Raw genomic sequence first — 25,101 nt, 5'->3', positions numbered from 1 at the left:
AAAACAAGGAAATCGAGGAATTTCTGAATATTTTATAAAGATACTGGAATTTTTTTGTGGCTATGATAAAATGAATGCTATAAAAAGGAAAACGAGGTTGGTTAATATTGAAAAAAAATAACTTAGAGAAAAAGACAGAAAAAAAACAAGAAGTAAAGCGTATTCCAACAACGAGATATACACCGAATCCAGAGCAAGGACTGACTTCACAACAAGTGCAGGAACACAGGTTGCATGGATGGACAAACAGGGCGGTAGATCCACCATCAAAGACAACTCGTGATATTATTCATGAGAATGTATTTACGTATTTTAACTTGATTTTCTTGATTTTGGCAATATTGTTGTGCCTTGTCGGTTCATTTCGAAATCTGACATTTTTACCGGTTATTATTGCTAACACATTAATAGGAATTATACAGGAGATCCGAGCAAAAAAGGTACTGGATAATCTGACGATGCTTAATGCACCGCATGCAATGGTTATAAGAGATGGAAAACAAAGCCTGGTAGATGCAGAAAAATTAGTGCTCGACGATATTGTGGTTTTTAAAGCCGGAAATCAGATTTGTGCAGATGCTGAAGTATGTTTAGGTACTGTGCAGGTCAATGAATCTCTTTTGACAGGAGAAGCGGACGAGATTACAAAACAGCCGGGAGACATATTAATGTCTGGAAGCTTTATTGTATCGGGAGAATGTCGGGCTCGTTTGGATAAAGTAGGAGAGGATTCTTACATTTCAAAATTGACTTTGCAGGCAAAAGAGATGCAGGACAACGAACAATCAGAGATGATACGTGCTCTGGATAAATTAGTGTTGGTTGCCGGAATTGCAATTATTCCAATTGGAATCCTTTTATTTGTACAGGGTTTCTTTTTCCAAGGGGAAGGATTTCGTTCTAGCGTAACATCTATGGTCGCAGCAGTAATTGGAATGATCCCAGAAGGATTGTATTTGCTTGCCAGTGTGGCATTAGCAGTTAGTGCCATGCGTCTTGCTACAAAGAAAGTTCTGCTTCATGATATGAAGTGTATCGAAACACTTGCTCGTGTAAATGTGCTTTGTGTAGATAAAACAGGAACAATCACAGATAATACTATGGAAGTCCGTGAGTTTAAGCCGACAGATAAATATGATAATGAGACCATGGCACCTCTTAGTCAGCTGATTGGAGATTTTGCTGCGGCAATGGATAGAGATAACATTACAATGGAAGCAATTAAAAGGAGCTTTCCACATGCTTCTGGACGCAAACCAATTTCAAAAACAGGATTTTCATCGGCAACAAAGTATAGTAGTGTTACATTTGAAGATGAAGCATATGTATTAGGCGCACCAGAGTTTGTTTTGAAAGAAGCGTATGAAACATATGCGGAAGACATTGAAAGTTATGCTGCTAAGGGGCTGCGAGTTCTGGTATTCGGAACATATGATGGAGAAATAGATGGAAATGAATTGGCAAAACCAATTTGCCCATTAGGATATTTGATGCTGGCAAATCCAATTCGTAAAGCTGCAAAAGAAACCTTTTCATATTTTGCAGAGCAAGGAGTTGAAGTGAAAGTTATTTCCGGAGATAATCCACGTACAGTGTCTGAGGTTGCCAAAGAAGCCGGGGTAGAAGGTGCAGAACGCTATATCGATGCATCTACACTCAAGGATGAAGAAGCAATGAGAGATGCAGTATTAAAATATAATGTATTTGGACGAGTTACTCCGAATCAAAAGAGGCAGTTTGTTCAGATGTTGAAGGATGCTGGAAAAACAGTAGCCATGACAGGAGATGGCGTTAATGATGTACTTGCATTGAAGGATGCAGACTGCAGTATTGCAATGGCATCAGGAAGTGATGCAGCGGCACAAGCATCCCAACTTGTGTTACTGGAATCAGATTTTTCGTGTATGCCAGAGGTTGTATTGGAAGGACGTCGTGTTGTAAATAATATTCAGCGTTCGGCAAGCTTGTTCCTTGTAAAGAATATTTTCTCATTTTTACTGTCGATGTTCTCTGTGGTATTTATGATTACTTATCCATTGGAACCATCACAGATTTCTTTGATCAGTATGTTTACAATTGGTGTTCCGGCTTTCTTCCTTGCATTGGAGCCAAACAAAAATATTATCAAAGGTCATTTCCTTACAAATGTGTTCTTGAAAGCATTACCGGCAGCATTGACAGATGTCCTGGCAGTAGGGGCTTTGGTGATATTTGGACAGAGTTTTGGTGTGGATTCAAAAGATATTTCGACTGCAGCAACGATGCTGCTTGCAATAGTCGGATTTATGATTTTGTTTAAGATTAGTGCACCAATGAATAAATTACGTGTTGGAATTCTTATGGGGTGTATCGCAGGATTATTGTTCTGCAGTGTATATCTTCATAGACTTTTTGCAATCACAGGGATGTCTGTAAAGTGTATTATGTTGTTTGTGGTATTTTCAATTGCAACAGAATCAGCATTTAGATTCTTGACAATTCTTGTAGATAAAACAAGGTTTTATTATTTGCGACTTCGTGGAAAAGCGACGGAATGATTATAAATGAAAGCTGCTGACTTATAGAGCATAAGTCAGCAGCTTTTTTAAGTGATGATGAAATTGTTTGTTTTCGTTGTTTAATTTCATTCGTTCTGAACTGGTTTTGTTCTGTGCTAAATAAACATCATATTGTGCAAGAAGTGTTTGGTGATCTGGATATACACCCTGCCCCCATTGAATTAACAGCCAGTTCATTGTCTCAGAATTCCAATATTGCATGGGAATATTAGCAGTTTTTAATGTTGTAATATATTTTAAGGCTTCGATAGATAAGTGTTCTAATTCAGCATTTAAAGCAGGTGATACAAATTCTTTGTTTCCGAATTTTTCCAGTATTTTGATTGGAATGCTTTTTCGTTTGGACTCTCGCTGGATAAGCATAGAACTTTTTGTGACAATTTCATTTAGTCTTTGTGCAGCATTCCAATAAGTTACAAAAGAGTCTGCTTCAGGTTTTTTCTTTGCTTGTTTTGCTTCTTCTTCCATATTAAATGTACGGAAAACACGTTTCTTTCCGCCACCTAATTCTAAATCATAGGCCTTCCTTTTTTCTGGATTCGATAATATTCGATAAGCTTCGAGAATTTCCTGCATCTGGGCAGTAGTATCGATATCTGTGTGTATATTGGCATCCGGATGATACACTTTTGCCAATGCGTTTTTAGCAGCTGTAATTTCTTCTAAACCGGCGTCTCGGGAGATGCCAAGTATATGATAATATGTGCGTTTTGCCATAAGTTCTCCTTGATTGTTAATAAATACCTAATTATTTATTGTAAGGCAAGAAATAAAAAAAATCAACTATTTAAGCAACATGAAAGTAGAAAGACAGTAATTTTTTCAGACAATCCCAGAAGCAGGCTTTATCACTAGAAACAGCAGCCAGAATTTGGATTCGTCCTATTTCTTCTCCGTTTAATTTATAAATCAAATTTCCAACGGAATCTCCTTTATGGATAGGTGCGTGCAGTTCTTTTTTTAATTCTAAGTGTTTTGTTATAGCCGATAGATTTTGTCCATTAGTATCAAGATATTGAAATGTAGTTTTGTATTTGCAAGGAATATTTTCTTTTATACCGCCGATTACTTTTATTTTCCCGAGTTTAGGAGGCGAATAATCTTTATAAATCTGGCAGGAGGCAAACCCATAATTTAATAAGGTGACAGCATCTTGAAAACGAGTTTTAGAATTGTCGGCACCAAGAATCACGGCAATTAATTCGATATCATTTTTTTTGGCAGTTGCAGAGACACAAAACTTTGCTAATCCTGTGGAGCCGGTTTTCAGGCCAGTGGCATATTCATATTGACGAATTAGTTTGTTAGTGTTAGTGAGTCCGAATTCAGATGTTCCCTTACGTGTTGTATGAGTTATGTTTTCCATCCAGATAGTACAATAATCATGAATCTGAGGATATTTTGTAATCAGTTCCTTTGACATGAGTGCAATGTCCCGTGCGCTTGTTTCATGACCATCTGCATCCAGTCCATTACAGTTGATGAATGTGGTGTGGTTCATACCTAATTCTTTTGCACGTTGATTCATTTGTCGGACAAATTCTTCCTCGCTGCCGCAAATATATTCCGCCATGCTCACACATGCGTCATTTGCACTTGCGACAGAAATGCATTTTAGCATGGTATCTACAGTTTGAGTTTCACCAACCTCTAAAAATACTTGAGAACCTCCCATAGAAGCGGCATGTTCTGAAACAGGCACAGTATCATCCAAATGTATTTTTCCTTCTTCCAAAGCATCGAAAATCAGAAGCATTGTCATAATTTTCGTTACACTGGCAGGCGGACGTGGTGTATCGGAATCTTTTTCATAAAGGATAGTTCCGGTAGATGCCTCCATTAAGATTGCAGAAGGCGCATGTAATTCAAGGCTGGCAGGTATTTTTGAATCTTTTGGATTTTCTTTAGCAAAAAGGATGAAATTATGAGTTCCACTTATGATGATTGTCAATCCTAAAATCAGACAAATACTCCGTAGAAATAATATTTTTTTATTTTTCAATGGACACACACCATAAAACTATTTAATCTATTTATATTCATATCCTGTTTTAGTAATTCAAATATATTATCTCAAAATATTGATAATTTAATTAAAAGAATATTGCGGGAATGGCTGGATTGCAACAGTTGAATTCCAAAAAGAAAAATGTTAATATAAAATAGATTAGGCATATTTGCTATATTTAAGATGATAAATTATTAAGATAATAGGAAACGAGGAAACATATTATATGTGGAAAATGTGGTTTTGGATAGTTATTCTGTTATTAATAGCGGGCGTGTTTGCTGAGGTTGAAAGAGAATTACACACATTTTGTATTACGAGATACAAAGTACTGTTATCAAAATGGAATGGTGAAAAAAGCGGGAAAATCATATTTTTGAGTGACCTTCACAATCATGAGTATGGCTTACATAATAAGAAACTGATTGATAAGATAAAGATGGAAAATCCAGAGCTGATTTTAATTGGAGGAGATATTCTGGTTGGGAAAGAAAATATTTCTTATGAATCAGCAGCAAAATTTGTGGAATCAATCGCTAAGATTGCACCGGTATATTATGCAAACGGAAATCATGAGCAACGTATGAAAGAAAAGCCGGAAAAATATGGAGATGCATTTGTTAAATATAAAAGACGATTGCTGGATGCAGGAGTTTGTTTTTTGGAAAATGAAAGTGCAGAAGTAGAGTTGGATGGAAATAAATTGTCTTTGACAGGCTTGGAATTACGGATGGAAGTATATGAAAAGATGAAAACTCATCAGGTGACTAAAGAAGACATAGCACAGAAGGTTGGTCCGGCAAACCGGGAAGAGATTCAGATATTGCTGGCACATAATCCGGAATATATGGAGGCGTATCAGGCATGGGGGTCAGATATTACTTTGTCCGGGCATTTACATGGAGGTTTAATTTGTCTTCCGAATGGTAAAAGTGTAATAACACCGCAATTTCATCTATTCCCAAAGCATGCAGGAGAGATGAAAGTCAGAGGAGATCAGACAGCAATCGTGAGTCGTGGTCTGGGAACACATACAGTCAATATTCGGTTGTTTAATCCGGCAGAATTGATCGTATTTCAAATAAGTAAACAGTAAAGAGAGAATATATATGGGGATTCCTATAAAATTAGAGGTGTTTGAGGGACCGTTAGATTTGCTTTTGCACCTGATTGATAAAAACAAAGTAGATATTTACGATATTCCAATTGTTGAAATTACAAATCAGTATATGGAATATATACATCAGATGCAAAGAGAAGATCTTAATATTATGAGTGAATTTTTGCTGATGGCTGCTACATTATTAGATATAAAATGCAAAATGTTGCTTCCGAAGGAAGTAAACGAAGAAGGCGAGGAAGAAGATCCGCGCCAGGAACTTGTGGAACAATTATTACAATATAAAATGTATAAATATATGGCTTATGAACTAAAAGATAGAGAAATGGATTCGGAGTACATTATGTATAAGAATCCGTCAGTTCCTGATGAAATTTTAAAATATGAAGAGCCGGTTGATTTGGATTTACTATTAGGAGATTTGAATCTGCAGAGATTACATAAAATTTTCGAAGAAGTCATGAAGCGACAGGAACGAAAGATTGATCCTATTCGAAGTAAATTTGGAAAAATAGAAAAAGAAGAGGTTCCCCTTCCGGATAAGATGGCTTATGTAGAATCTTACGCAAGAACACATGGCAGGTTTAGTTTCCGACAATTATTGATGGAACAAAAAAGCAAGATGCATGTGGTAGTAACCTTTCTTGCAATTTTAGAAATGATGAAGAGCGGAATGATCAAGGTAGAGCAGGAAGAGACTTGTGGTGAGATTATCATAGAGTCTCAGATACAGGAGTGTTAATAAAATGAAAAAAGAAAAGGAACTTCAGGGGGCGATAGAAGCAATTCTTTTTACAATGGGAGAATCTGTTGAGCTAAATAAGATTGCATGTGCAATTGAACAGGATGAAGATACAACGTTGGAATTGATACATAAATTGATGAAACGATATGAAGCAAAGGATCGAGGGATTCGGATTATCGAGTTAGATCATGCGTTTCAGATGTGTACCAAAAAAGAAGCCTATGAATATTTAATTCGTGTTGCAAGACAACCGAAGAAACATGTTTTAACGGATGTATTATTGGAAACTATGTCTATTATAGCGTATAAACAGCCGGTTACAAAAATTGAGATTGAAAAAATCAGAGGTGTGAAATCAGATCATGCAGTTAATAAGCTTGTTGAGTATGGTTTGGCAGAGGAGGTTGGAAGGTTAGATGCTCCGGGACGTCCTATTTTATTTGGAACAACAGAAGAATTTTTGCGGAGATTTTGTGTACAGTCTTTAGATGAACTTCCGATGCTTAATACAGATCAAATTGAGCAGTTTAAAGAAGAGGCAGAAGATGAAGCGGAACTGAAATTGAATTTGTAAAGTGGATTCGTTTGTATAGTTGTAATTTGCAAGACATATAGCAAATAGATTAGCATATAATAGTTAATAAATAATGTCGGGTGAATTTATGATGCTGAAGAAAAACAGAATATTAAACAAGAAGAGAGCCATGGAGGTGTTGATGCTTGCATCGATATTTATCATTGGCTTTTATTTTTTGTGGGATTTTATCTGCTCGAATAAAGAAAATTATTCTGTTCCGATAAGTATGGTGAATGAGACGAGGGTGTATACTACTAGAAAATCAGAAAATACAAAAGAAATAGAAGCATCTGAAAAAGATAGGATTCAGGAACCGCATGGTTTATATGCTCAATCTGCGGTGCTCATGGATGCAAAAAGCGGGAGAATATTGTTTGAAAAAAATGGAGGACAAAAACGTGCGATGGCAAGTACAACAAAGATTATGACCTGTATTCTTGCACTAGAATATGGTGATTTGGATGATGTTGTTATTGCAAGTTCAAATGCAGTAAATCAGCCTAAAGTGCGATTGGGAGTTGTCGAGGGAGAAGAAATTTTGTTGAGAGATTTGTTATATTCATTGATGTTGGAATCCCATAATGATGCGGCGGTTATGATTGCAGAACATATTGGAGGCAGTGTGGAGGGTTTTGCAGATATGATGAATCAAAAAGCACAAAGATTGGGATGTAAAAATACTTATTTTATTACACCAAATGGATTGGATGCTTCAGATGAAAACGGAAGTCATCAGACAACAGCAGAAGAACTTGCACGAATCATGAAATATTGCATACAGGATTCGGCACAGGCAAAACAGTTTTTGGCAATATCACAGACGGAAACACATCACTTTGAAGATTGCTCGCATGTATACAAGTATACATGTAATAACCATAACGCATTTTTGAAAATGATGGAGGGTGCAATAGCAGGAAAAACAGGATTTACGGGTGAGGCGGGATATTGTTATGTGGGAGCTTTGGAACAAAATGATAAAAAATTAATTGTTGCACTTTTGGGATGTGGCTGGCCAAATAATAAGGGTTATAAATGGCAGGATACACGTAAACTGATGCAATATGGACTGGACTCATTTGAATATGTCATGATAGAGATGAGAAACATTTCAAAAGAATTAGCAGATATTAAGATTCCTGTTGTAAAGGGAGTTCCGGCTAATGGAAAAATAAGTGGAGAATCGTATACAAAAGTGTGGATGAAAAATATGGAAGAAGGTGAAAATACAGATTCAACAGAGCTGGAACAGTTTTTGCTTCGGAAAGATCAAAAAATACATTTACAAATTGTGCTGAAAAAACAGTTATATGCACCGGTTGAAGCAAAAACAGAAGTGGGAGAAATACAGTATTTATTAGATGGAAATGTCATAAAAAGACAAACTGTGATAGTAAAGAATATGATTGAAAGAAGAAATTATCAATGGTGTGTAAGGAAAACAGTGGAAACCTTCCTATTATAATAGTAAAGTGAATTAAATTATAATAATGTGAAACTAAAAGAAACATGTGAAAAAAATGACAAAATATGTATTTTGTTGATTGAAATTTAGATGAGAGTGGTTTATACTAGAATAGGCAAAAATTTTGGTTTATTTTAAAAATATTTACAATATGGAGGGCTAGAATATGAGCTACAATGCAACTGGAAACCCAGCAAGCAGAAGAATTGCCGCAATGCTTGATCAGGGAAGCTTTGTTGAAATCGGTGGTGCTGTAACAGCAAGAAATACAGATTTTAACTTACAGACAAAAGAAACTCCGTCTGACGGCGTTATTACCGGTTATGGAGTGATCGATGGCAATCTTGTGTATGTATACAGTCAGGATGCTACAGTATTAAAAGGTGCTATCGGAGAAATGCATGCAAAAAAAATCGCAAACATATACGATATGGCAATGAAAATGGGAGCACCTGTAATCGGTCTTGTGGATTGTGCAGGACTTAGACTTCAGGAAGCGACAGACGCACTAGAGGCATTTGGAAGCCTGTATCATAAACAGACAATGGCTTCAGGTGTTGTACCACAGATCACAGCAATCTTTGGAATGTGTGGTGGCGGATTGGCAGTTGTTCCAGGACTTACAGATTTTACATTTATGGAAAGCAAAGAAGGAAAGCTTTTTGTAAATTCACCAAATGCTTTGGAAGGAAACGAAGTTTCTAAATGTGATACAGCAAGTGCAGCATATCAGAGTGAGACAGCAGGTCTTGTTGATGGAATCGGAACTGAGGCAGAAATTCTTGGACAGATCCGTACACTGATTAGCATGATTCCTTCAAACAATGAAGATGATGCTTCATACGAAGAATGTACAGATGATTTGAATCGTGTCTGCGCTGATCTTGCAAATGCAGCAGAGGATACAGGTATTGCACTTGCAACAATCGCTGATAACAATGTATTCTTCGAGACAAAAAAAGATTATGCAAAAGAGATGGTGACAGGATTTATCCGTTTGAATGGTATGACAGTCGGAGCTGTTGCAAACCGTTCTAAAGTATATGACGCTGAAGGAAATGCAGAAAGCTTTGACGCAGTTCTTACAGTTGACGGATGCAAGAAAGCAACAGACTTCATTAATTTCTGTGATGCATTCTCTATCCCGGTACTTACACTGACAAGTGTGACAGGGTTTGAGGCAACAAAAGAAGCTGAGAAAGATATGGCAAGAAGCGTTGCAAAACTCACATATGCATTTGCAAATGCAACAGTTCCAAAAGTAAACGTAATCGTTGGTAAGGCATTCGGAAGTGCTTATGTTGCAATGAATAGTAAATCAATCGGAGCAGATATGGTATTTGCATGGCCAACAGCAGAAGTTGGAATGATGGATGCAACTATGGCTGCTAAGATCATGTATGAAGGTGCTGACGCAGATACATTGAAAGAGAAAGCAGCAGAGTATAAAGAACTTCAGTCAAGCCCAATGTCTGCAGCAAGAAGAGGATATGTTGATGCAATCATCGAAGCAGCAGATACAAGAAAATATGTAATCGGAGCATTCGAGATGTTGTTCACAAAGAGAGAGGATCGTCCGGACAAAAAACACGGTACGGTTTAGTGAGGTGAGGCAAAGTGAAGAAAAAAATCAGTTTATTAGGACTTGTCCTCATTTTAGTTTTGAGTCTCGCAGGATGTGGAAGCAAGGCTAGTGAAGAGGCAGAATATGATCAGGCTACGATGGAACAGTATGCTGATACAATCGTTACAAGCTTCAGTAATATGTCCCAGGAGAATTTGAATCAGTTTGCTGATATGTCAGATTTGGAATTAAACCTGACATTACTGCAGTCAGGTCTTCCAATTGCAGCTGATGATTTCAAATCAATGATCGAAGCTTGGGAAGCAGGTTTGGATGAGTGCGGTACAATCTCAGATCTTGGCGATTATGAGCTGACAGTAAAGAATAGCAGTGCTACTTTGACAGTACCTTTTAAAGGTGAAACAAGAGATGGTGACCTGGAATTCACATTTAACGAGAAGATGAACATGGAAAGCATCACAGTTAATGGTCATTATGGCATGGCTGAGATTTTGAAAAAAGCAGGACTTAACACATTGTTAGGTATGGGAACTGTATTTGTTGTATTGATTTTTATCTCATTTATCATTTCCCTGTTTAAATTTATTCCTGCAATTCAGAATAAGTTTAGTAAAAAACCACAGGCTGAAACAAAGAAAGAAACTTCAGCAACACCGGCACCGGTTGAAGTGGTACCGGCAACAGATGACAGCGAGCTTATTGCTGTAATTTCAGCAGCAATTGCAGCATCAGAGGGAACTTCAACAGACGGTTTTGTTGTTCGTTCTATTAAGAGAAGAAAATCCAATAAGTGGAGTTAATCAGGAGGATACAAGGATGAAAAATTATACAATTACAGTAAATGGCAATGTATATGACGTAACAGTAGAAGAAAAAGGTGCAGGAGCAGCACCAGTTGCAGCAGCGCCAGTTGCAGCAGCACCAGTTGCAGCACCTGCTAAAGCACCAGCTAAAGCAGCCGGAGCAGGAAGCATTCAGGTTAAAGCAGGAGCAGCAGGTAAAGTATTTAAAGTAGAAGCAAGTGTTGGACAGAAAGTAGAAGCTGGTGATACAGTTGTTATCATTGAAGCTATGAAGATGGAAATCCCAGTAGTTGCCCCAGAGGCTGGTACAGTTGCTAGTATTGATGTAGCAGTAGGAGATGCCGTAGAATCAGGAGCAGTTTTAGCTACATTAAACTAGTTAGACCAGGAGGTTTGAAAAATGGAATATATTTCAAATACGCTATCGAACCTCGTGCAGCAGACGGCATTTATGAATCTTACATTTGGTAACCTGATCATGATTGCAGTTGCATGTGTGTTCTTATATTTAGCAATCAGACATGGCTTTGAGCCGTTGCTGCTTGTTCCAATCGCATTTGGTATGTTGCTTGTTAATATCTATCCGGATATTATGCTCCATGCAGAAGATGCGGCAAATGGAACAGGTGGACTTCTTTATTACTTTTATGTATTAGATGAGTGGTCAATTCTCCCATCATTGATTTTCCTTGGTGTTGGAGCTATGACAGATTTCGGACCATTGATCGCTAACCCAAAGAGTTTCCTTCTCGGAGCAGCAGCACAGTTTGGTATTTTTGCAGCTTACCTTGGAGCTATGGCTATGGGATTCTCTGATAAAGCGGCAGCAGCGATTTCTATCATCGGTGGAGCTGATGGACCAACATCCATCTTCCTTGCAGGTAAATTGTCACAGACTGCAATTATGGGACCAATTGCGGTAGCAGCATATTCATATATGTCATTGGTACCAATTATTCAGCCACCAATTATGAAGCTCCTTACAACAGAGAAAGAGCGTAAAATTAAAATGGAACAGCTCCGTCCGGTATCAAAATTGGAGAGAATTTTGTTCCCGATTATTGTTACAATCGTAGTATGTACAATTCTTCCAACAACAGCTCCATTGGTTGGTATGCTGATGCTTGGTAACCTGTTCAAAGAATCAGGTGTTGTTAGACAGCTTTCAGATACAGCTTCTAACGCATTGATGTACATCGTTGTTATCTTGCTTGGTACATCAGTAGGTGCTACAACAAGTGCGGAAGCATTTCTGAACTGGGATACAATCAAAATTGTAATCCTTGGTTTGATCGCATTTGCATTTGGTACAGCAGCAGGTGTTGTCTTTGGTAAGATTATGTGTAAGGCTACAGGTGGAAAGGTAAATCCACTGATCGGTTCAGCAGGTGTATCTGCCGTTCCTATGGCAGCACGTGTTTCTCAGAAAGTTGGTGCAGAAGCAGATCCTACAAACTTCTTGCTGATGCATGCAATGGGACCAAACGTTGCCGGAGTTATCGGTACAGCAGTTGCAGCCGGAACATTTATGGCCATCTTCGGTGTGAAGTAGAATATTAGTGGAGGACAAATACAATGGCAGAAGTTGTAAAAAAACCAGTTAAAATTACAGAAACAATTCTGCGTGATGCTCATCAGTCTCTGATTGCTACAAGAATGACAACAGAACAGATGCTGCCAATCGTAGAGAAAATGGATAAAGTCGGATACCATGCAGTAGAGTGTTGGGGAGGAGCTACATTTGATGCTTCCCTTCGTTTCTTAAAAGAAGATCCATGGGAGAGACTTCGTAAATTCAGAGATGGATTTAAAAATACAAAATTACAGATGTTATTCCGTGGACAGAATATCCTTGGATATCGTCCATATGCAGATGATGTTGTAGAATATTTCGTTCAGAAATCTGTTGCAAACGGAATTGATATCATTCGTATTTTCGACTGTATGAATGATATCCGTAACTTACAGACAGCAGTTACAGCAGCAAACAAAGAAAAAGCACATGCTCAGGTAGCAATGTCTTATACATTGGGTGATGCGTATACACTGGAATACTGGAAAGATCTTGCAAAGAGAATCGAGGATATGGGTGCAAACTCTATCTGTGTTAAAGATATGGCTGGTCTTCTTGTACCTTACAAAGCAACAGAACTTGTACAGGCATTAAAAGATACAGTAAATATTCCAATCGAGATGCATACACATTACACATCCGGTGTTGCATCAATGACATATTTGAAATCTGTAGAGGCAGGTGCTGACATTATTGATACAGCAATTTCTCCATTTGCAATGGGAACATCACAGCCGGCTACAGAGGTTATGGTTGAGACATTTAAGGGAACAGAGTATGACACAGGCTTAGATCAGACATTACTTTCTGAAATCGCTGATTACTTCAGACCTATTCGCGATGAAGCGTTAGACAGTGGTCTGCTCAATCCAAAGAACCTTGGTGTAAATATCAAGACTCTTCTTTACCAGGTGCCAGGCGGTATGCTTTCAAACCTGACATCACAGCTTGCTGAGCAGGGAGCAGAAGACAAGTTCTATGATGTATTGGAAGAAGTACCACGTGTACGTAAAGATCTTGGTGAGCCACCACTTGTAACACCTTCTTCACAGATTGTTGGTACACAGGCTGTATTCAATGTATTGATGGGTGAACGTTATAAGATGGCTACAAAAGAAACAAAAGATGTTCTTGCTGGAAAATATGGAAAGACTGCAAAACCGGTTAATCCAGAAGTACAGAAGAAAGTTATCGGAGAGGATGCGGAAATCATTACATGCCGTCCGGCAGATTTGATTCCTGATGAGCTTGATACACTTCGTAAAGAGTGTGCACAGTACATTCAGCAGGACGAAGATGTATTGACATATGCATTATTCCCACAGGTAGCTATTGATTTCTTTAAATACAGAGAAGCACAGCAGACAAAAGTAGATGCAACAGTTGCAGATACAGAAAATGGAGCATATCCAGTATAAGAATAAGTAAAATATCAGGGTCGCTTTCGGTTCGAAAGGGACCCTTTTTCTTTGAAGAAAATATAGGTGATACAGACAAATATTTTAATTGGTAAAAAAGCAAAGAAATATGTTATAATAAAAATAATGTGGTTCAGGCTTGATATAATATCATATTAGAATAGATTTGCCTGAAAAGAGAATGAAAGAGAGGTAATTGAAATGAATCAGGTTGCAGATAGAATTGCAAATTTCCAAGAGCTTATGAAGAAGCATAAAATAGACATATATGTTGTTCCGACAGCAGATTATCATCAGAGCGAATATGTGGGGGATTATTTTAAAGAACGTGAATTTTTAACTGGCTTTACCGGATCAGCAGGAACTGCAGTTGTGACAAAAAATAGTACATACTTGTGGACTGATGGACGTTATTTCTTACAGGCAGCTACACAGTTAAAAGGGACAGGAGTTCAACTGATGAAGATGGGAGAACCAGAAGTTCCTACAATCGAGGAGTTTTTAAAAGCAAAATTAAAAGAAAATGAAGTTCTCGGATTTGACGGAAGAACCATTGGGCAGCAAGAAGGTGAACATTTTGCAGAAATCGTAGAAGAAAAGAACGGAAACATTATATATGAATATGATTTGGTAGGAGAACTTTGGAGTAATCGACCAGAGATGTCAAAGAAACCAGCGTTTTTACTTCCATTGAATTATGCAGGTGAAAGTGTAGAATCAAAACTTACAAGAATACGTAAGGTGATGAAAGAACATAATGCAACAATGCAGATTCTTGCAAGTCTGGATGATATTGACTGGATGCTTAATATGCGTGGTGACGATGTAGAGTATTCTCCACTGCTGTTAAGTTATGCAATTGTTAAAATGGACGAAGTGGAATTATATGTAGATGCGGAAAAATTAGATGAGGAATTAAAAATGCATTTACAAGATAATCATGTAAAAGTATATGCATATGATTCTGTTTATCAGAGAGTGAAGGAAATATCTGAAAGCGAGACTGTAATGGTAGATCCAAGACAGGTGAATTATGCTTTGTTTAATAACATTCCAAAAGAAGTTAAAGTTGTAAAAGAAGAAAATCCAATTATTCTAATGAAGGCGGTTAAGAACGATATAGAAGTTGAGAATATTCGAAATGCACATATAAAAGATGGCGTGGCTCATACAAAATACATGTATTGGCTGAAAAAACATGTTGGAAAAGAAAAGATTACAGAAATTAGTGCTTCAGATAAACTGGCAGCCTTTCGTGCAGAGCAGGAAGGATATTTGTGGCCAAGTTTTGGACCAATCAGTGCATATAAAGAGCATGGTGCAATCGTTCATTATTCTGCAACAGAGGAAACTGATGTGGAATTAAGACCAGAAGGATTGCTGCTTAGTGATACAGGCGGAAACTATTGGGAAGGCTCTACAGATATTACGAGAACAATAGCTCTTGGAGAGGTGTCAGCTGAGGAAAAGCGTCATTTCACAACAGTGGCAATTAGTATGCTGAAATTGGCTGGAACTACATTTTTGTATGGTTGTACAGGAATGAATCTTGATTGTATTGCACGTGAACCATTCTGGCGTCAACATTTAAACTATAACCATGGAACAGGACATGGTGTTGGATATTTAGCAAACATTCATGAGGAACCACAGCGCTTCCAATGGAAGTTTAATCAAGATAACAATCATCCGTTAGAAGAGCACATGGTGATTACAGATGAGCCGGGATTGTATATTGAAGGCTCTCATGGTGTGCGAATTGAAAATGAATTGCTGGTAAAGAAAGATGTGTCAAATGAATATGGTCAGTTTATGAAATTTGAGATGTTGACTTTTGTTCCAATCGATCTGGATGCAATTGATGCTACAATTATGACAACTGAAGAAAAAGAACTGTTAAATGCATATCATAAAGACGTTTATAGTACAGTTTCTCCATATTTAAATGATGAAGAAAAAGAATGGCTTAAGCTTTATACAAGAGAAGTTTAAATAATTAACATGAAAGAAAAAGAGGATTTCAAAGTGGTCGAAAACAGTACAAATGAATTGCAGATGAGAATAGAGGAAAAATATCGAGATCTCAGTAAAGGACAGAAACGTGTGGCGGAATATGTGCTGGATAATTATGATAAAGCAGTATTTTTGACTGCTGCGAGATTAGGAGAAGTAGTAGGCGTCAGCGAATCTACGGTGGTGCGTTTTGCAACACAGCTTGGATATAAAGGGTATCCGGAATTTCAAAAAGCATTAGAAGAACTGGTGAGGAACAGATTGAATTCTATTCAACGAATGAAAGTGACATATGGAAGAATTAGTCAGTCTCAAATTTTGGAAACGGTGCTTCAATCAGATATTGAAAAAATAAAACAGACATTGAATGGGATTGATCACTTAGCCTTCAATCAAGCGATTGATACTATTTTAAATGCAAGAAAAATATATGTGCTCGGGATTCGAAGTTGTGCACCATTGGCAGCTTTTATGAGTTTCTATTTGAATTTGCTTTGTGATAATGTAATTGCGGTAAATACAAACAGCTCAAGTGAGATTTTTGAACAACTGATTCGAATTGGAGAAGAAGATGTGATTATAGGGATCAGTTTTCCTAGATATTCTCAAAGAACATTGAAAGCATTGGAATTTGCCAGTAAACGCAAAGCAAAAATTATTACATTGACGGACAGTGTCCATTCACCGATAAATATATATTCTTCATGTAATCTGATTGCACGAAGCGATATGGCATCAATCGTAGATTCTTTGGTAGCACCATTGAGTGTGGTGAATGCATTAATAGTTGCATTATGTATGAAAAAACAGGAAGAAGTAATAGGAACACTTGAGACATTAGAACAGATTTGGGGTGAATACCAGGTTTACAGCGGAGATGAACTGAATCGCATCGAGGATAATTCTGAAGTGTAAGAGTACCTGTTAAATGTGGTATTCAAAGAAATATAGAAGATAGGATAATGGAAGTATATGAGTAAAGTAATAGTTATAGGAGGAGGAGCAGCCGGAACTGTTGCGGCAATTTTTGCAGCAAGAAACGGACATCGGGTAGAACTCTTTGAGAAAAATGAAAAAATTGGAAAAAAGTTATTCATAACTGGAAAAGGCCGCTGTAATGTAACAAATGCAGGAGATATGGATGCGTTATTTGATGCAGTAAAGAGTAATCCCAAATTTTTATACAGTGCTTTTTATAGCTTTACCAATGAACAGGCAATGGATTTCTTTGAAGAATTAGGCGTTCGATTAAAAGTGGAAAGAGGAAACAGAGTATTTCCTCAGTCAGATCATTCGTCTGATATTATTAATGCATTGAAGCATGAATTAGAGCGATTAGGTGTAGAAATACATTTATGTACTGAAGTAAAAGATGTACTGGTGGAACATGAAAAGTTTACAGGTATTGTTTTGAAAAATAGAAAGAAAGTTTCTGGAGATGCCTGCGTTGTTGCAACAGGAGGAATTTCTTATGCATCTACAGGGTCTACGGGAGATGGATATCGTTTTGCAGAAAAAACAGGGCATAAGGTAACGGAATTATATCCATCACTTGTGCCTATGGAAGTAAAAGAATGGTATGCAAAAGAATTGCAAGGATTATCGCTTCGAAATATCCAAGGGACAATTTTAGATGGCAATAAGAAATTATATGAGGAATTTGGCGAGATGCTATTTACACATTATGGCGTAAGTGGTCCGATCATTATCAGTGCAAGTAGTGTCGTCGGGAAAAAATTGCAAGATAAAGAACTTACACTGAAGATTGATTTAAAACCGGCACTAAGCAGAGAACAACTAGACCAGAGAGTTTTGAGGGACTTTGAAGAAAATAAAAATAAACAATTTAAAAACGCAGTAGATAAGTTGTTTCCGGCAAAACTTAAACCTATTATGATAGAGCTAAGTGGAATTTCGCCAGAGAAGAAAGTAAATGAAATTTCAAAGGAAGAGAGACTTTGCTTTGTTGATCTGATAAAGAATTTTAAAATGACATTAACGGGATTGCGTAGTTATAATGAAGCAATTATCACAAAAGGCGGAGTGAGCGTGAAGGATATTGATCCTGGAACGATGGAATCGAAAAAAATTTCAGGATTATATTATGCAGGAGAGGTATTAGACCTTGACGCATTGACAGGTGGATTTAATTTACAGATTGCCTGGTCCACAGGATATTTAGCGGGAATTTCGATACAATAAATATTAAGAAAGAGGAAGCAGAAATGGGATATAATGTAGCAATTGACGGCCCGGCAGGAGCAGGAAAGAGTACGATTGCAAAGCTCGTTGCAAAAGAAAAAGGATATATTTATGTAGATACAGGTGCAATGTACAGAGGGCTTGCAATTCACTTTATAAAAAAGAAAATTAAGGCTGAGGATATTAAAGGAATCGTTGAAGCCTGCAAAGATGCAGAAGTAAGTATCGCTTATGAAAACGGTGTACAGCAGATTTATCTCAATGGGGAAAATGTAACAACTATGCTTAGGACAGAAGAAGTTGGTAATATGGCTTCTAAAACATCGGCAATTCCGGCAGTACGTGAGAAATTATTAGAGCTTCAAAGAACACTGGCAAGAGAAAAAGATGTTATTATGGATGGACGTGATATTGGTACAAATATTCTTCCGAATGCAGATGTGAAAATTTATCTGACAGCGAGTGTTGAAACAAGAGCAACACGCAGGTACAAAGAACTTCTGGAAAAAGGGGAAACCTGTGTGTATGAAGAAATCGCGCAAGACATCAAAGAACGTGATGAACGCGATATGAATCGTGAGATTGCTCCATTAAAACAAGCGGAAGATGCAATTTTGGTAGATAGTTCAGAAATGACAATTGATGAAGTCGTAAAAACTATCTGCAGCTATTGCAAATAGGAGGAACGTATGGAAGTTATTCGTGCAAAAACAGCAGGATTTTGTTTTGGTGTAAAACGTGCAGTGGATACCGTATATGAACAACTAGAAAATGCTTCGGAATTTACAACGATATACACATACGGTCCGATCATTCATAATGAAGAAGTTGTAAAAGATATGAAACAAAAAGGAGTTATCGTACTTCAAAGTGAAGCAGAACTGGATGCATTGACAGAAGGAACGGTTATTATCCGTTCGCACGGAGTGGAGAAAGCAATTTATGACAAGTTAAATGCGAAAGGAATCAAGATTGTAGATGCAACCTGCCCTTTTGTGAAAAAGATTCATAATATTGTACAAAAAGAAAGCACAAAAGGAAATTATATAATTATAGTAGGAAACCCACAGCATCCGGAAGTAGAGGGGATTCGTGGCTGGGCCGGTACAAAAGTAGCAGTAGTACAAACGAAAGAAGATATAGAAAAGTTGATAATTCCGGAAAATGAAAAGGTCTGTGTTGTTTCTCAAACGACATTTAATTACAATAAATTTAAAGAATTAGTTGAAATTATTTTAAAAAAGAGTTATGATGTAAGTGTTTTAAATACAATCTGTAATGCTACAAAGGAGCGCCAGACAGAGGCACAATGCATTGCAGAAGAGGTGGATGCTATGATTGTGATTGGTGATAAACATAGTTCCAATACCCAGAAGTTATTTGAAATATGCAAAAACGCATGTAAAGATACGTACTACATACAGACACTTGACGATTTGGATATGAATCAATTAGGGTCAGTGGAAACAGTAGGTATTACAGCAGGGGCATCCACGCCCAACAATATAATTGAGGAGGTTCAAAATAATGTCAGAATTATCTTTTGAACAAATGTTAGATGAGTCATTCAAAACAATTCATAATGGAGAGGTTGTAGAGGGTACAGTTATCGATGTGAAACCTGAAGAGATTATCCTTAATATCGGATATAAAGCCGATGGTATTATTACAAAGAGCGAGTACTCTAATGATCAGTCTGTAGACTTAACTGAAGCAGTAAAAGTTGGAGATGCTATGACTGTAAAGGTTTTAAAAGTAAATGACGGTGAAGGTCAGGTGTTACTGACATATAAGAGACTTGCAGCTGAAAAAGGTAACGAAAGATTAAAAGAAGCTTTTGAGAACAAAGAGGTATTAAAAGCAACTGTAACACAGATCCTTGGTGGTGGACTTTGTGCAGAAGTTGAAGGTGCAAGAGTATTTATCCCAGCAAGTCTGGTATCTGATTCTTATGAAAAAGATTTGAGCAAATACGATGGACAGGAAATCGAGTTCGTGATCAGTGAGTTCAATCCAAGAAGAAACCGTGTTATCGGTGATAGAAGACAGCTTCTTGTTGCAGAGAGAGCTGAAAAACAGAAAGAACTTTTTGCAAAACTGAATGTTGGTGATGTAGTAGAAGGAACAGTTAAAAATGTAACTGATTTCGGTGCATTTATCGACCTTGGTGGTGTTGATGGTTTACTCCATATTTCAGAGATGTCTTGGGGAAGAGTTGAGAACCCTAAGAAAGTATTCCATGTAGGAGATACAGTAAAAGTTCTTATTAAAGATATCAATGATACTAAGATTGCACTTAGCCTGAAATTCCCAGAGACAAATCCATGGGCTGATGCTTCAGAAAAATTTGCAGTAGGTTCAGTAGTAACAGGTAAAGTTGCTCGTATGACAGACTTCGGAGCATTTGTTGAGTTGACACCAGGTGTTGATGCATTACTTCATGTATCACAGATTTCAAGAGCACATGTTGAAAAACCTTCAGATGTTCTTGCAGTTGGACAGGAGATAACAGCTAAAGTCGTTGATTTGAATGAAGCAGATAAGAAAATCAGCCTTAGCATGAAAGCACTTGAGAGTGCTGATGATTCTCAGGAAGAGACAGAAGAATAATTTTAGTTGTAAAAAGATATATACAATAGAAGAGGTCTGCTAGATCTTTTCGAATTCTTTGAAGAACGTAAAGGACCGGCATCCGTTAGGAGCTGGTCTTTTTTAATGCAAAAATGATGAAAAATTCACAATCTAAAAATAAACGAAAGCAGCTTTATGTACGTCAAAAGATACAAAGACTTATCAAAATATACTGGATTTTGTATACATAATTTAGTAAAATTGTGATTAACGTAAGGGAAAGGAGAAAAAAGAATGGGATTGTTAACATTTAAAGGTGGAATTCATCCAAATGATGGTAAAAGTCTTGCAAAAGATCAGCCAATTAAAGACGTGATTCCAACAGGAAAGATGATTTATCCATTGTCTCAGCATATAGGTGCTCCGGCAACTGCAGTTGTCGCAAAGGGAGATGCTGTGTTAAAGGGGCAGAAGATTGCGGAAGCAGGTGGATTTGTTTCAGCGCCAATCTATTCATCTGTATCAGGTAAAGTGCTTGCATTAGAAAAACATTTGAACCCAACCGGAAACAGCGTGGATTGTATTGTGATTGAAAATGATGGTGAATATAATGAAGTGGAATATTCTTGTCCAAAAGCATTAGGAGAAATGTCAAAAGAAGAAATTCTCGATAAAATTGGCGAAGCAGGAATCGTAGGTATGGGAGGTGCAGGTTTCCCAACACGTGTTAAATTGTCACCGAAGGAACCAGATAAAATTGAATATATTATAGCAAACTGTGCAGAATGTGAGCCGTATATTACGGCAGATTACAGAAGAATGCTTGAGAATACAGAAGAACTAGTAAGTGGTATGCGTGTTGTATTGTCATTGTTTGAGAATGCAAAAGGAATTTTTGGTGTAGAAGATAATAAAAAAGACTGTATTGAAAAATTACAGGAAGCGATTAAAGATGAACCTCGTATGGAAGTGCGCATTTTGCAGACAAAATATCCACAAGGGGCAGAGCGTCAGCTTATTTATGCTCTGACAAAGCGGGCAATTAATTCATCAATGCTGCCAGCTGATGCAGGATGCATTGTAGATAATGTGGAAACATTGGTAGGAATCCATAATGCGGTTATAAATGGAAAACCTTTAATGGAACGAATTGTGACTGTCAGTGGAGATGCTGTGGTACATCCGGGAAACTTTAAAGTATTATTAGGAACAAATCATCAGGAAGTAATCGAGGCAGCAGGTGGCTTTAGCTGTTCACCTGAGAAAGTGATTTCCGGTGGTCCGATGATGGGATTTGCAATGATTTCTCTGGATACTCCAATTACAAAGACATCGTCTTCTATTCTGGCATTTGAGAAAGATGTTGTTGCAACAAGTCCTGAATCAGCATGTATTAACTGTGGCCGCTGTGTAGAAGTCTGTCCTAGTCGGATTATACCATCCAGATTGGCAGATTTTGCTCAGCGATTCAATGAAGAAGCATTTTTGAAATGGAATGGACTTGAATGTGTAGAATGTGGCTCTTGCAGTTATGTGTGTCCGGCAAAACGTCAATTGAAACAATCCATTGGTGCGATGAGAAAAATTGCACTTGCTAATAAGAGAAAAAAATAGAGAGGTGAAAGACAGTGAATGAACAGTTAAAAGTATCATCTTCTCCGCACATTAGGGATAAGGTGACGACCGGCAATATTATGCTGATGGTAGTGATCGCACTGTTACCAGCAACTTTTTTCGGAATTTATAATTTCCGTCATGAACATGCATGGGTACTTGTGGTTGTTACAACTTTAACGGCGGTAGCTACAGAGTATATTTATGAACGATTAATGCATAAAAACATTACAATCAAAGATTTCAGCGCAGTTGTAACCGGATTACTACTTGCATTAAACCTTCCACCTACACTTCCTGTATGGATGGGAGCCTTAGGCTCAATATTTGCGATCCTGGTTGTAAAGCAGCTTTTCGGCGGGCTTGGCCAGAACTTTATGAACCCGGCACTAGGAGCCAGATGTTTTCTTTTGATTTCTTTTACAGGAAAGATGACGTATTTTGTATACGATGGTGTAACAGGAGCTACTCCGCTAGCTGAATTGAAGGCAGGAGAAACTGTTAATACAATGAATATGCTTATAGGAAATATTCGTGGAACAATCGGAGAGACATCTGTACTTGCAATCATGATCGGTGCAATGTTTTTGATTCTTCTTGGAATTATTGATCTTAGAATTCCGGGTACTTATATTGTAACATTTGTGATTTTCATTTCGATTTTTGGTGGACATGGTTTTGATCCGCAGTTTATCACAGCACATCTTTGTGGTGGTGGTTTGATGCTTGGAGCCTGGTTTATGGCTACCGATTATGTTACATCACCGATTACAAAAAGCGGACAGATAGTATATGGTATCTGTCTAGGTGTGCTGACTGGATTATTCCGTTTGTTCGGAGGATCTGCAGAAGGAGTTTCTTATGCGATTATTATCAGTAACCTTTTAGTCCCATTGATTGAAAAGGTTACTCTTCCAAAACCATTCGGTAAAGGAGGAGAAAAATAATGAATAAGATTATAAAAAATACAGGGATTTTGATGGCAATCACATTGGTTGCAGGAGCACTTTTGGGTCTGGTATATGAAGTTACAAAAACACCAATTGCACAGGCTCAGGAAGATGCAAAACAAGAAGCCTACAGAACAGTTCTTGCAGATGCAGATACATTTGTAAATGAAGAAGGTTTTAAAGAAAGTAAAGCTCAGAAAATTTTGAAAAAAGCAGGCTATGACAGCGATGATATTTCAGAAGTTGTTGTCGGACAGGATCGTTTAGGAGAAACTGTAGGATATGTTATTACTGTTACATCCCATGAAGGCTATGGCGGAGATATTCAGATTTCAGTTGGTATTGAGACAGATGGAACAGTAAAAGGTATTGAGATGCTCTCTATCAGTGAAACAGCAGGTCTTGGTATGAAAGCGACAGAGGCTGATTTTAAAGATCAGTTTAAAGATAAAAAGGTTGAAAAATTCTCTTATACAAAATCAGGAGAAGAAGGAGATGATAAAATTGATGCATTAAGTGGTGCAACAATTACAACAAATGCAGTAACAAATGCAGTAGATTCTGCGTTGGCGTATTTTCAAGAAGAGTTAGGAGGTAGTGTAAATGAATAAATATACAGAACGTTTATATAACGGACTAATCAAAGAAAACCCTACCTTCGTGTTAATGCTTGGTATGTGTCCGACATTGGCGGTTACAACATCTGCTATTAATGGTGTTGGTATGGGACTTTCAACAACAGTTGTATTGGTGTTATCTAATATGTTGATCTCCATGCTTCGTAAAATCATTCCGGATTCGGTGAGAATGCCGGCGTTTATCGTGGTAGTTGCTTCTTTCGTAACAATTGTACAGTTTCTTCTCGAAGGATTTGTTCCAAGTCTTTATGACTCATTAGGGTTATATATCCCTCTGATCGTTGTAAACTGTATTATTCTTGGAAGAGCAGAAAGCTATGCTTCAAAGAATCCGGTTCTTCCATCAATTTTTGATGGACTTGGTATGGGACTTGGCTTTACACTTGGTTTAACATCAATTGGTATTGTCAGAGAATTAATCGGTGCCGGAACACTTTTTAATTATCAGATACTTCCGGATTCTTATCAGCCAATCACAATTTTTATTCTTGCACCGGGGGCATTTTTTGTTCTGGCATGTCTGACAGCGTTGCAAAATGTAATGAAGAAAAAAGCGATTGCAAAAGGTGATCCAATTGCAGCAAAAATCGGATGTGGCGCAGGTTGTGAATCTTGTGGAAAGCGTTTGGAGTGTGGCGGTAGTACTACAATAGAGACAGATAAGAAAGAGGAGGAACAGAAATGAAAGAATTATTGTTAATTGCAGTAGGTTCTGCATTTGTAAACAATGTCGTATTGAGTCAGTTCCTTGGAATTTGTCCGTTCCTCGGTGTTTCAAAGAACACAAAGACTGCGGCAGGTATGGGAGGTGCCGTTATCTTTGTTATTACAATATCTTCCTTTGTTACTGGTTTGATCTACAAATTTATTCTTATTCCGACAGGCTTTGAATATTTACAGACAATCGTATTTATTTTAGTTATTGCAGCTCTGGTTCAGTTTGTAGAAATGTTTTTGAAGAAGGTTATGCCTCCACTATATAACGCACTTGGAGTATTTCTTCCATTGATTACAACAAACTGTGCGGTTTTAGGTGTTGCGTTGACAAATGTGCAGAAATCTTATTCAATTTTAGAAGGTGTTGTAAATGGAATTGCAACAGCATTTGGATTCCTTGTCTCAATTGTGTTGATGGCAGGTATTCGTGAAAAAATTGAATACAATGATATTCCGGAAGCATTTAAAGGAACACCAATCGTGCTTGTAACTGCAGGATTGATGGCGATAGCATTTTTTGGCTTCTCAGGATTGATTTAGGAGG

General features: G+C 37.5%; 23 protein-coding genes. 21 read left to right on the top strand and 2 right to left on the bottom strand.

Annotation, left to right across the window (positions count from 1 at the left end; genetic code table 11):
- Nucleotides 1–107: 107 nt before the first annotated feature.
- Nucleotides 108–2,537, top strand: a complete 2,430-nt coding sequence (locus tag D8Q48_RS02555) for a cation-translocating P-type ATPase (protein WP_121055282.1) — start codon at nucleotides 108–110, stop codon at nucleotides 2,535–2,537.
- Between the two features lie 21 nt (nucleotides 2,538–2,558).
- Here the strand turns inward: D8Q48_RS02555 and D8Q48_RS02550 are convergent, their stop codons facing one another.
- Both D8Q48_RS02550 and D8Q48_RS02545 read right to left on the bottom strand, forming a co-directional pair.
- Nucleotides 2,559–3,275, bottom strand: coding sequence for a DnaJ domain-containing protein (locus tag D8Q48_RS02550; RefSeq protein WP_121055280.1), 717 nt, complete (start codon nucleotides 3,273–3,275; stop codon nucleotides 2,559–2,561).
- Between the two features lie 70 nt (nucleotides 3,276–3,345).
- Complete coding sequence (locus D8Q48_RS02545; RefSeq protein ID WP_330514198.1) at nucleotides 3,346–4,560, bottom strand: D-alanyl-D-alanine carboxypeptidase family protein; 1,215 nt, start codon at nucleotides 4,558–4,560, stop codon at nucleotides 3,346–3,348.
- 232 nt (nucleotides 4,561–4,792) lie between these two features.
- On the opposite strand from D8Q48_RS02545, the gene D8Q48_RS02540 reads away from it, so the two are divergent.
- The 20 genes from D8Q48_RS02540 (at nucleotide 4,793) to D8Q48_RS02445 (ending at nucleotide 25,097) form a co-directional block, all read left to right on the top strand.
- A complete protein-coding gene (locus tag D8Q48_RS02540; protein ID WP_243116200.1) occupies nucleotides 4,793–5,662 on the top strand; it encodes a metallophosphoesterase in 870 nt (289 codons plus the stop codon).
- A 13-nt stretch (nucleotides 5,663–5,675) separates the two neighbouring features.
- A complete protein-coding gene (locus D8Q48_RS02535; RefSeq protein WP_117989891.1) occupies nucleotides 5,676–6,428 on the top strand; it encodes a segregation/condensation protein A in 753 nt (250 codons plus the stop codon).
- A gap of 4 nt (nucleotides 6,429–6,432) precedes the next feature.
- Nucleotides 6,433–7,005 carry an SMC-Scp complex subunit ScpB gene (scpB, locus tag D8Q48_RS02530; RefSeq protein ID WP_121055278.1) on the top strand — a complete coding sequence of 191 codons (573 nt, stop codon included), beginning with the start codon at nucleotides 6,433–6,435 and terminating at the stop codon, nucleotides 7,003–7,005.
- 88 nt (nucleotides 7,006–7,093) lie between these two features.
- Nucleotides 7,094–8,473: a D-alanyl-D-alanine carboxypeptidase family protein gene (locus D8Q48_RS02525; RefSeq protein ID WP_243116199.1), complete on the top strand. Its 1,380-nt coding sequence runs from the start codon at nucleotides 7,094–7,096 to the stop codon at nucleotides 8,471–8,473.
- A gap of 166 nt (nucleotides 8,474–8,639) precedes the next feature.
- On the top strand, nucleotides 8,640–10,076 hold the full coding sequence (locus D8Q48_RS02520) for a carboxyl transferase domain-containing protein (protein WP_121055276.1): 1,437 nt from the start codon (nucleotides 8,640–8,642) through the stop codon (nucleotides 10,074–10,076).
- A 14-nt stretch (nucleotides 10,077–10,090) separates the two neighbouring features.
- Entirely contained in the window at nucleotides 10,091–10,858 is a 768-nt protein-coding gene (locus D8Q48_RS02515) for an OadG family transporter subunit (protein ID WP_121055274.1), read from the top strand.
- Nucleotides 10,859–10,874: 16 nt separating this feature from the next.
- Nucleotides 10,875–11,240: a biotin/lipoyl-containing protein gene (locus D8Q48_RS02510; RefSeq protein ID WP_117989894.1), complete on the top strand. Its 366-nt coding sequence runs from the start codon at nucleotides 10,875–10,877 to the stop codon at nucleotides 11,238–11,240.
- Nucleotides 11,241–11,261: 21 nt separating this feature from the next.
- Nucleotides 11,262–12,413, top strand: a complete 1,152-nt coding sequence (locus D8Q48_RS02505; protein ID WP_022076470.1) for a sodium ion-translocating decarboxylase subunit beta — start codon at nucleotides 11,262–11,264, stop codon at nucleotides 12,411–12,413.
- Nucleotides 12,414–12,436: 23 nt separating this feature from the next.
- Entirely contained in the window at nucleotides 12,437–13,852 is a 1,416-nt protein-coding gene (locus D8Q48_RS02500) for an oxaloacetate decarboxylase subunit alpha (protein ID WP_022076469.1), read from the top strand.
- Nucleotides 13,853–14,053: 201 nt separating this feature from the next.
- Entirely contained in the window at nucleotides 14,054–15,844 is a 1,791-nt protein-coding gene (locus tag D8Q48_RS02495; protein ID WP_121055272.1) for an aminopeptidase P family N-terminal domain-containing protein, read from the top strand.
- Between the two features lie 63 nt (nucleotides 15,845–15,907).
- Nucleotides 15,908–16,780 (top strand): MurR/RpiR family transcriptional regulator, encoded by an 873-nt coding sequence (locus tag D8Q48_RS02490; protein WP_347562276.1) that lies wholly within the window; start codon nucleotides 15,908–15,910, stop codon nucleotides 16,778–16,780.
- 57 nt (nucleotides 16,781–16,837) lie between these two features.
- Nucleotides 16,838–18,067 carry an NAD(P)/FAD-dependent oxidoreductase gene (locus tag D8Q48_RS02485; RefSeq protein WP_121055270.1) on the top strand — a complete coding sequence of 410 codons (1,230 nt, stop codon included), beginning with the start codon at nucleotides 16,838–16,840 and terminating at the stop codon, nucleotides 18,065–18,067.
- Nucleotides 18,068–18,090: 23 nt separating this feature from the next.
- Nucleotides 18,091–18,747, top strand: coding sequence for a (d)CMP kinase (cmk, locus tag D8Q48_RS02480; RefSeq protein WP_117989899.1), 657 nt, complete (start codon nucleotides 18,091–18,093; stop codon nucleotides 18,745–18,747).
- Between the two features lie 9 nt (nucleotides 18,748–18,756).
- Entirely contained in the window at nucleotides 18,757–19,614 is an 858-nt protein-coding gene (gene ispH, locus D8Q48_RS02475) for a 4-hydroxy-3-methylbut-2-enyl diphosphate reductase (RefSeq protein ID WP_117989900.1), read from the top strand.
- Nucleotides 19,595–20,677: a 30S ribosomal protein S1 gene (gene rpsA, locus D8Q48_RS02470; protein ID WP_117989901.1), complete on the top strand. Its 1,083-nt coding sequence runs from the start codon at nucleotides 19,595–19,597 to the stop codon at nucleotides 20,675–20,677. Before ispH ends, rpsA begins: the two co-directional genes overlap by 20 nt.
- A gap of 255 nt (nucleotides 20,678–20,932) precedes the next feature.
- The gene (gene rsxC, locus D8Q48_RS02465) at nucleotides 20,933–22,252 is read left to right on the top strand and encodes an electron transport complex subunit RsxC (protein ID WP_117989902.1); all 1,320 of its coding nucleotides are present in this window, start codon (nucleotides 20,933–20,935) and stop codon (nucleotides 22,250–22,252) included.
- A gap of 14 nt (nucleotides 22,253–22,266) precedes the next feature.
- Nucleotides 22,267–23,199: an RnfABCDGE type electron transport complex subunit D gene (locus tag D8Q48_RS02460; protein ID WP_117989903.1), complete on the top strand. Its 933-nt coding sequence runs from the start codon at nucleotides 22,267–22,269 to the stop codon at nucleotides 23,197–23,199.
- A complete protein-coding gene (locus D8Q48_RS02455; protein ID WP_117989904.1) occupies nucleotides 23,199–23,813 on the top strand; it encodes an RnfABCDGE type electron transport complex subunit G in 615 nt (204 codons plus the stop codon). Before D8Q48_RS02460 ends, D8Q48_RS02455 begins: the two co-directional genes overlap by 1 nt.
- On the top strand, nucleotides 23,806–24,525 hold the full coding sequence (locus D8Q48_RS02450) for an electron transport complex subunit E (RefSeq protein ID WP_117989905.1): 720 nt from the start codon (nucleotides 23,806–23,808) through the stop codon (nucleotides 24,523–24,525). Before D8Q48_RS02455 ends, D8Q48_RS02450 begins: the two co-directional genes overlap by 8 nt.
- Nucleotides 24,522–25,097, top strand: coding sequence for an electron transport complex protein RnfA (locus D8Q48_RS02445; RefSeq protein WP_022076458.1), 576 nt, complete (start codon nucleotides 24,522–24,524; stop codon nucleotides 25,095–25,097). Before D8Q48_RS02450 ends, D8Q48_RS02445 begins: the two co-directional genes overlap by 4 nt.
- Nucleotides 25,098–25,101 lie beyond the last annotated feature (4 nt).

The organism is Ruminococcus sp. B05 (genome assembly GCF_003628495.1).
Taxonomy (GTDB): Bacteria; Bacillota; Clostridia; order Lachnospirales; family Lachnospiraceae; genus Schaedlerella; species Schaedlerella hominis.
The sequence above is the reverse complement of the archived record's forward strand: the minus strand, read 5'-3'. Positions and strand labels throughout refer to the sequence as shown.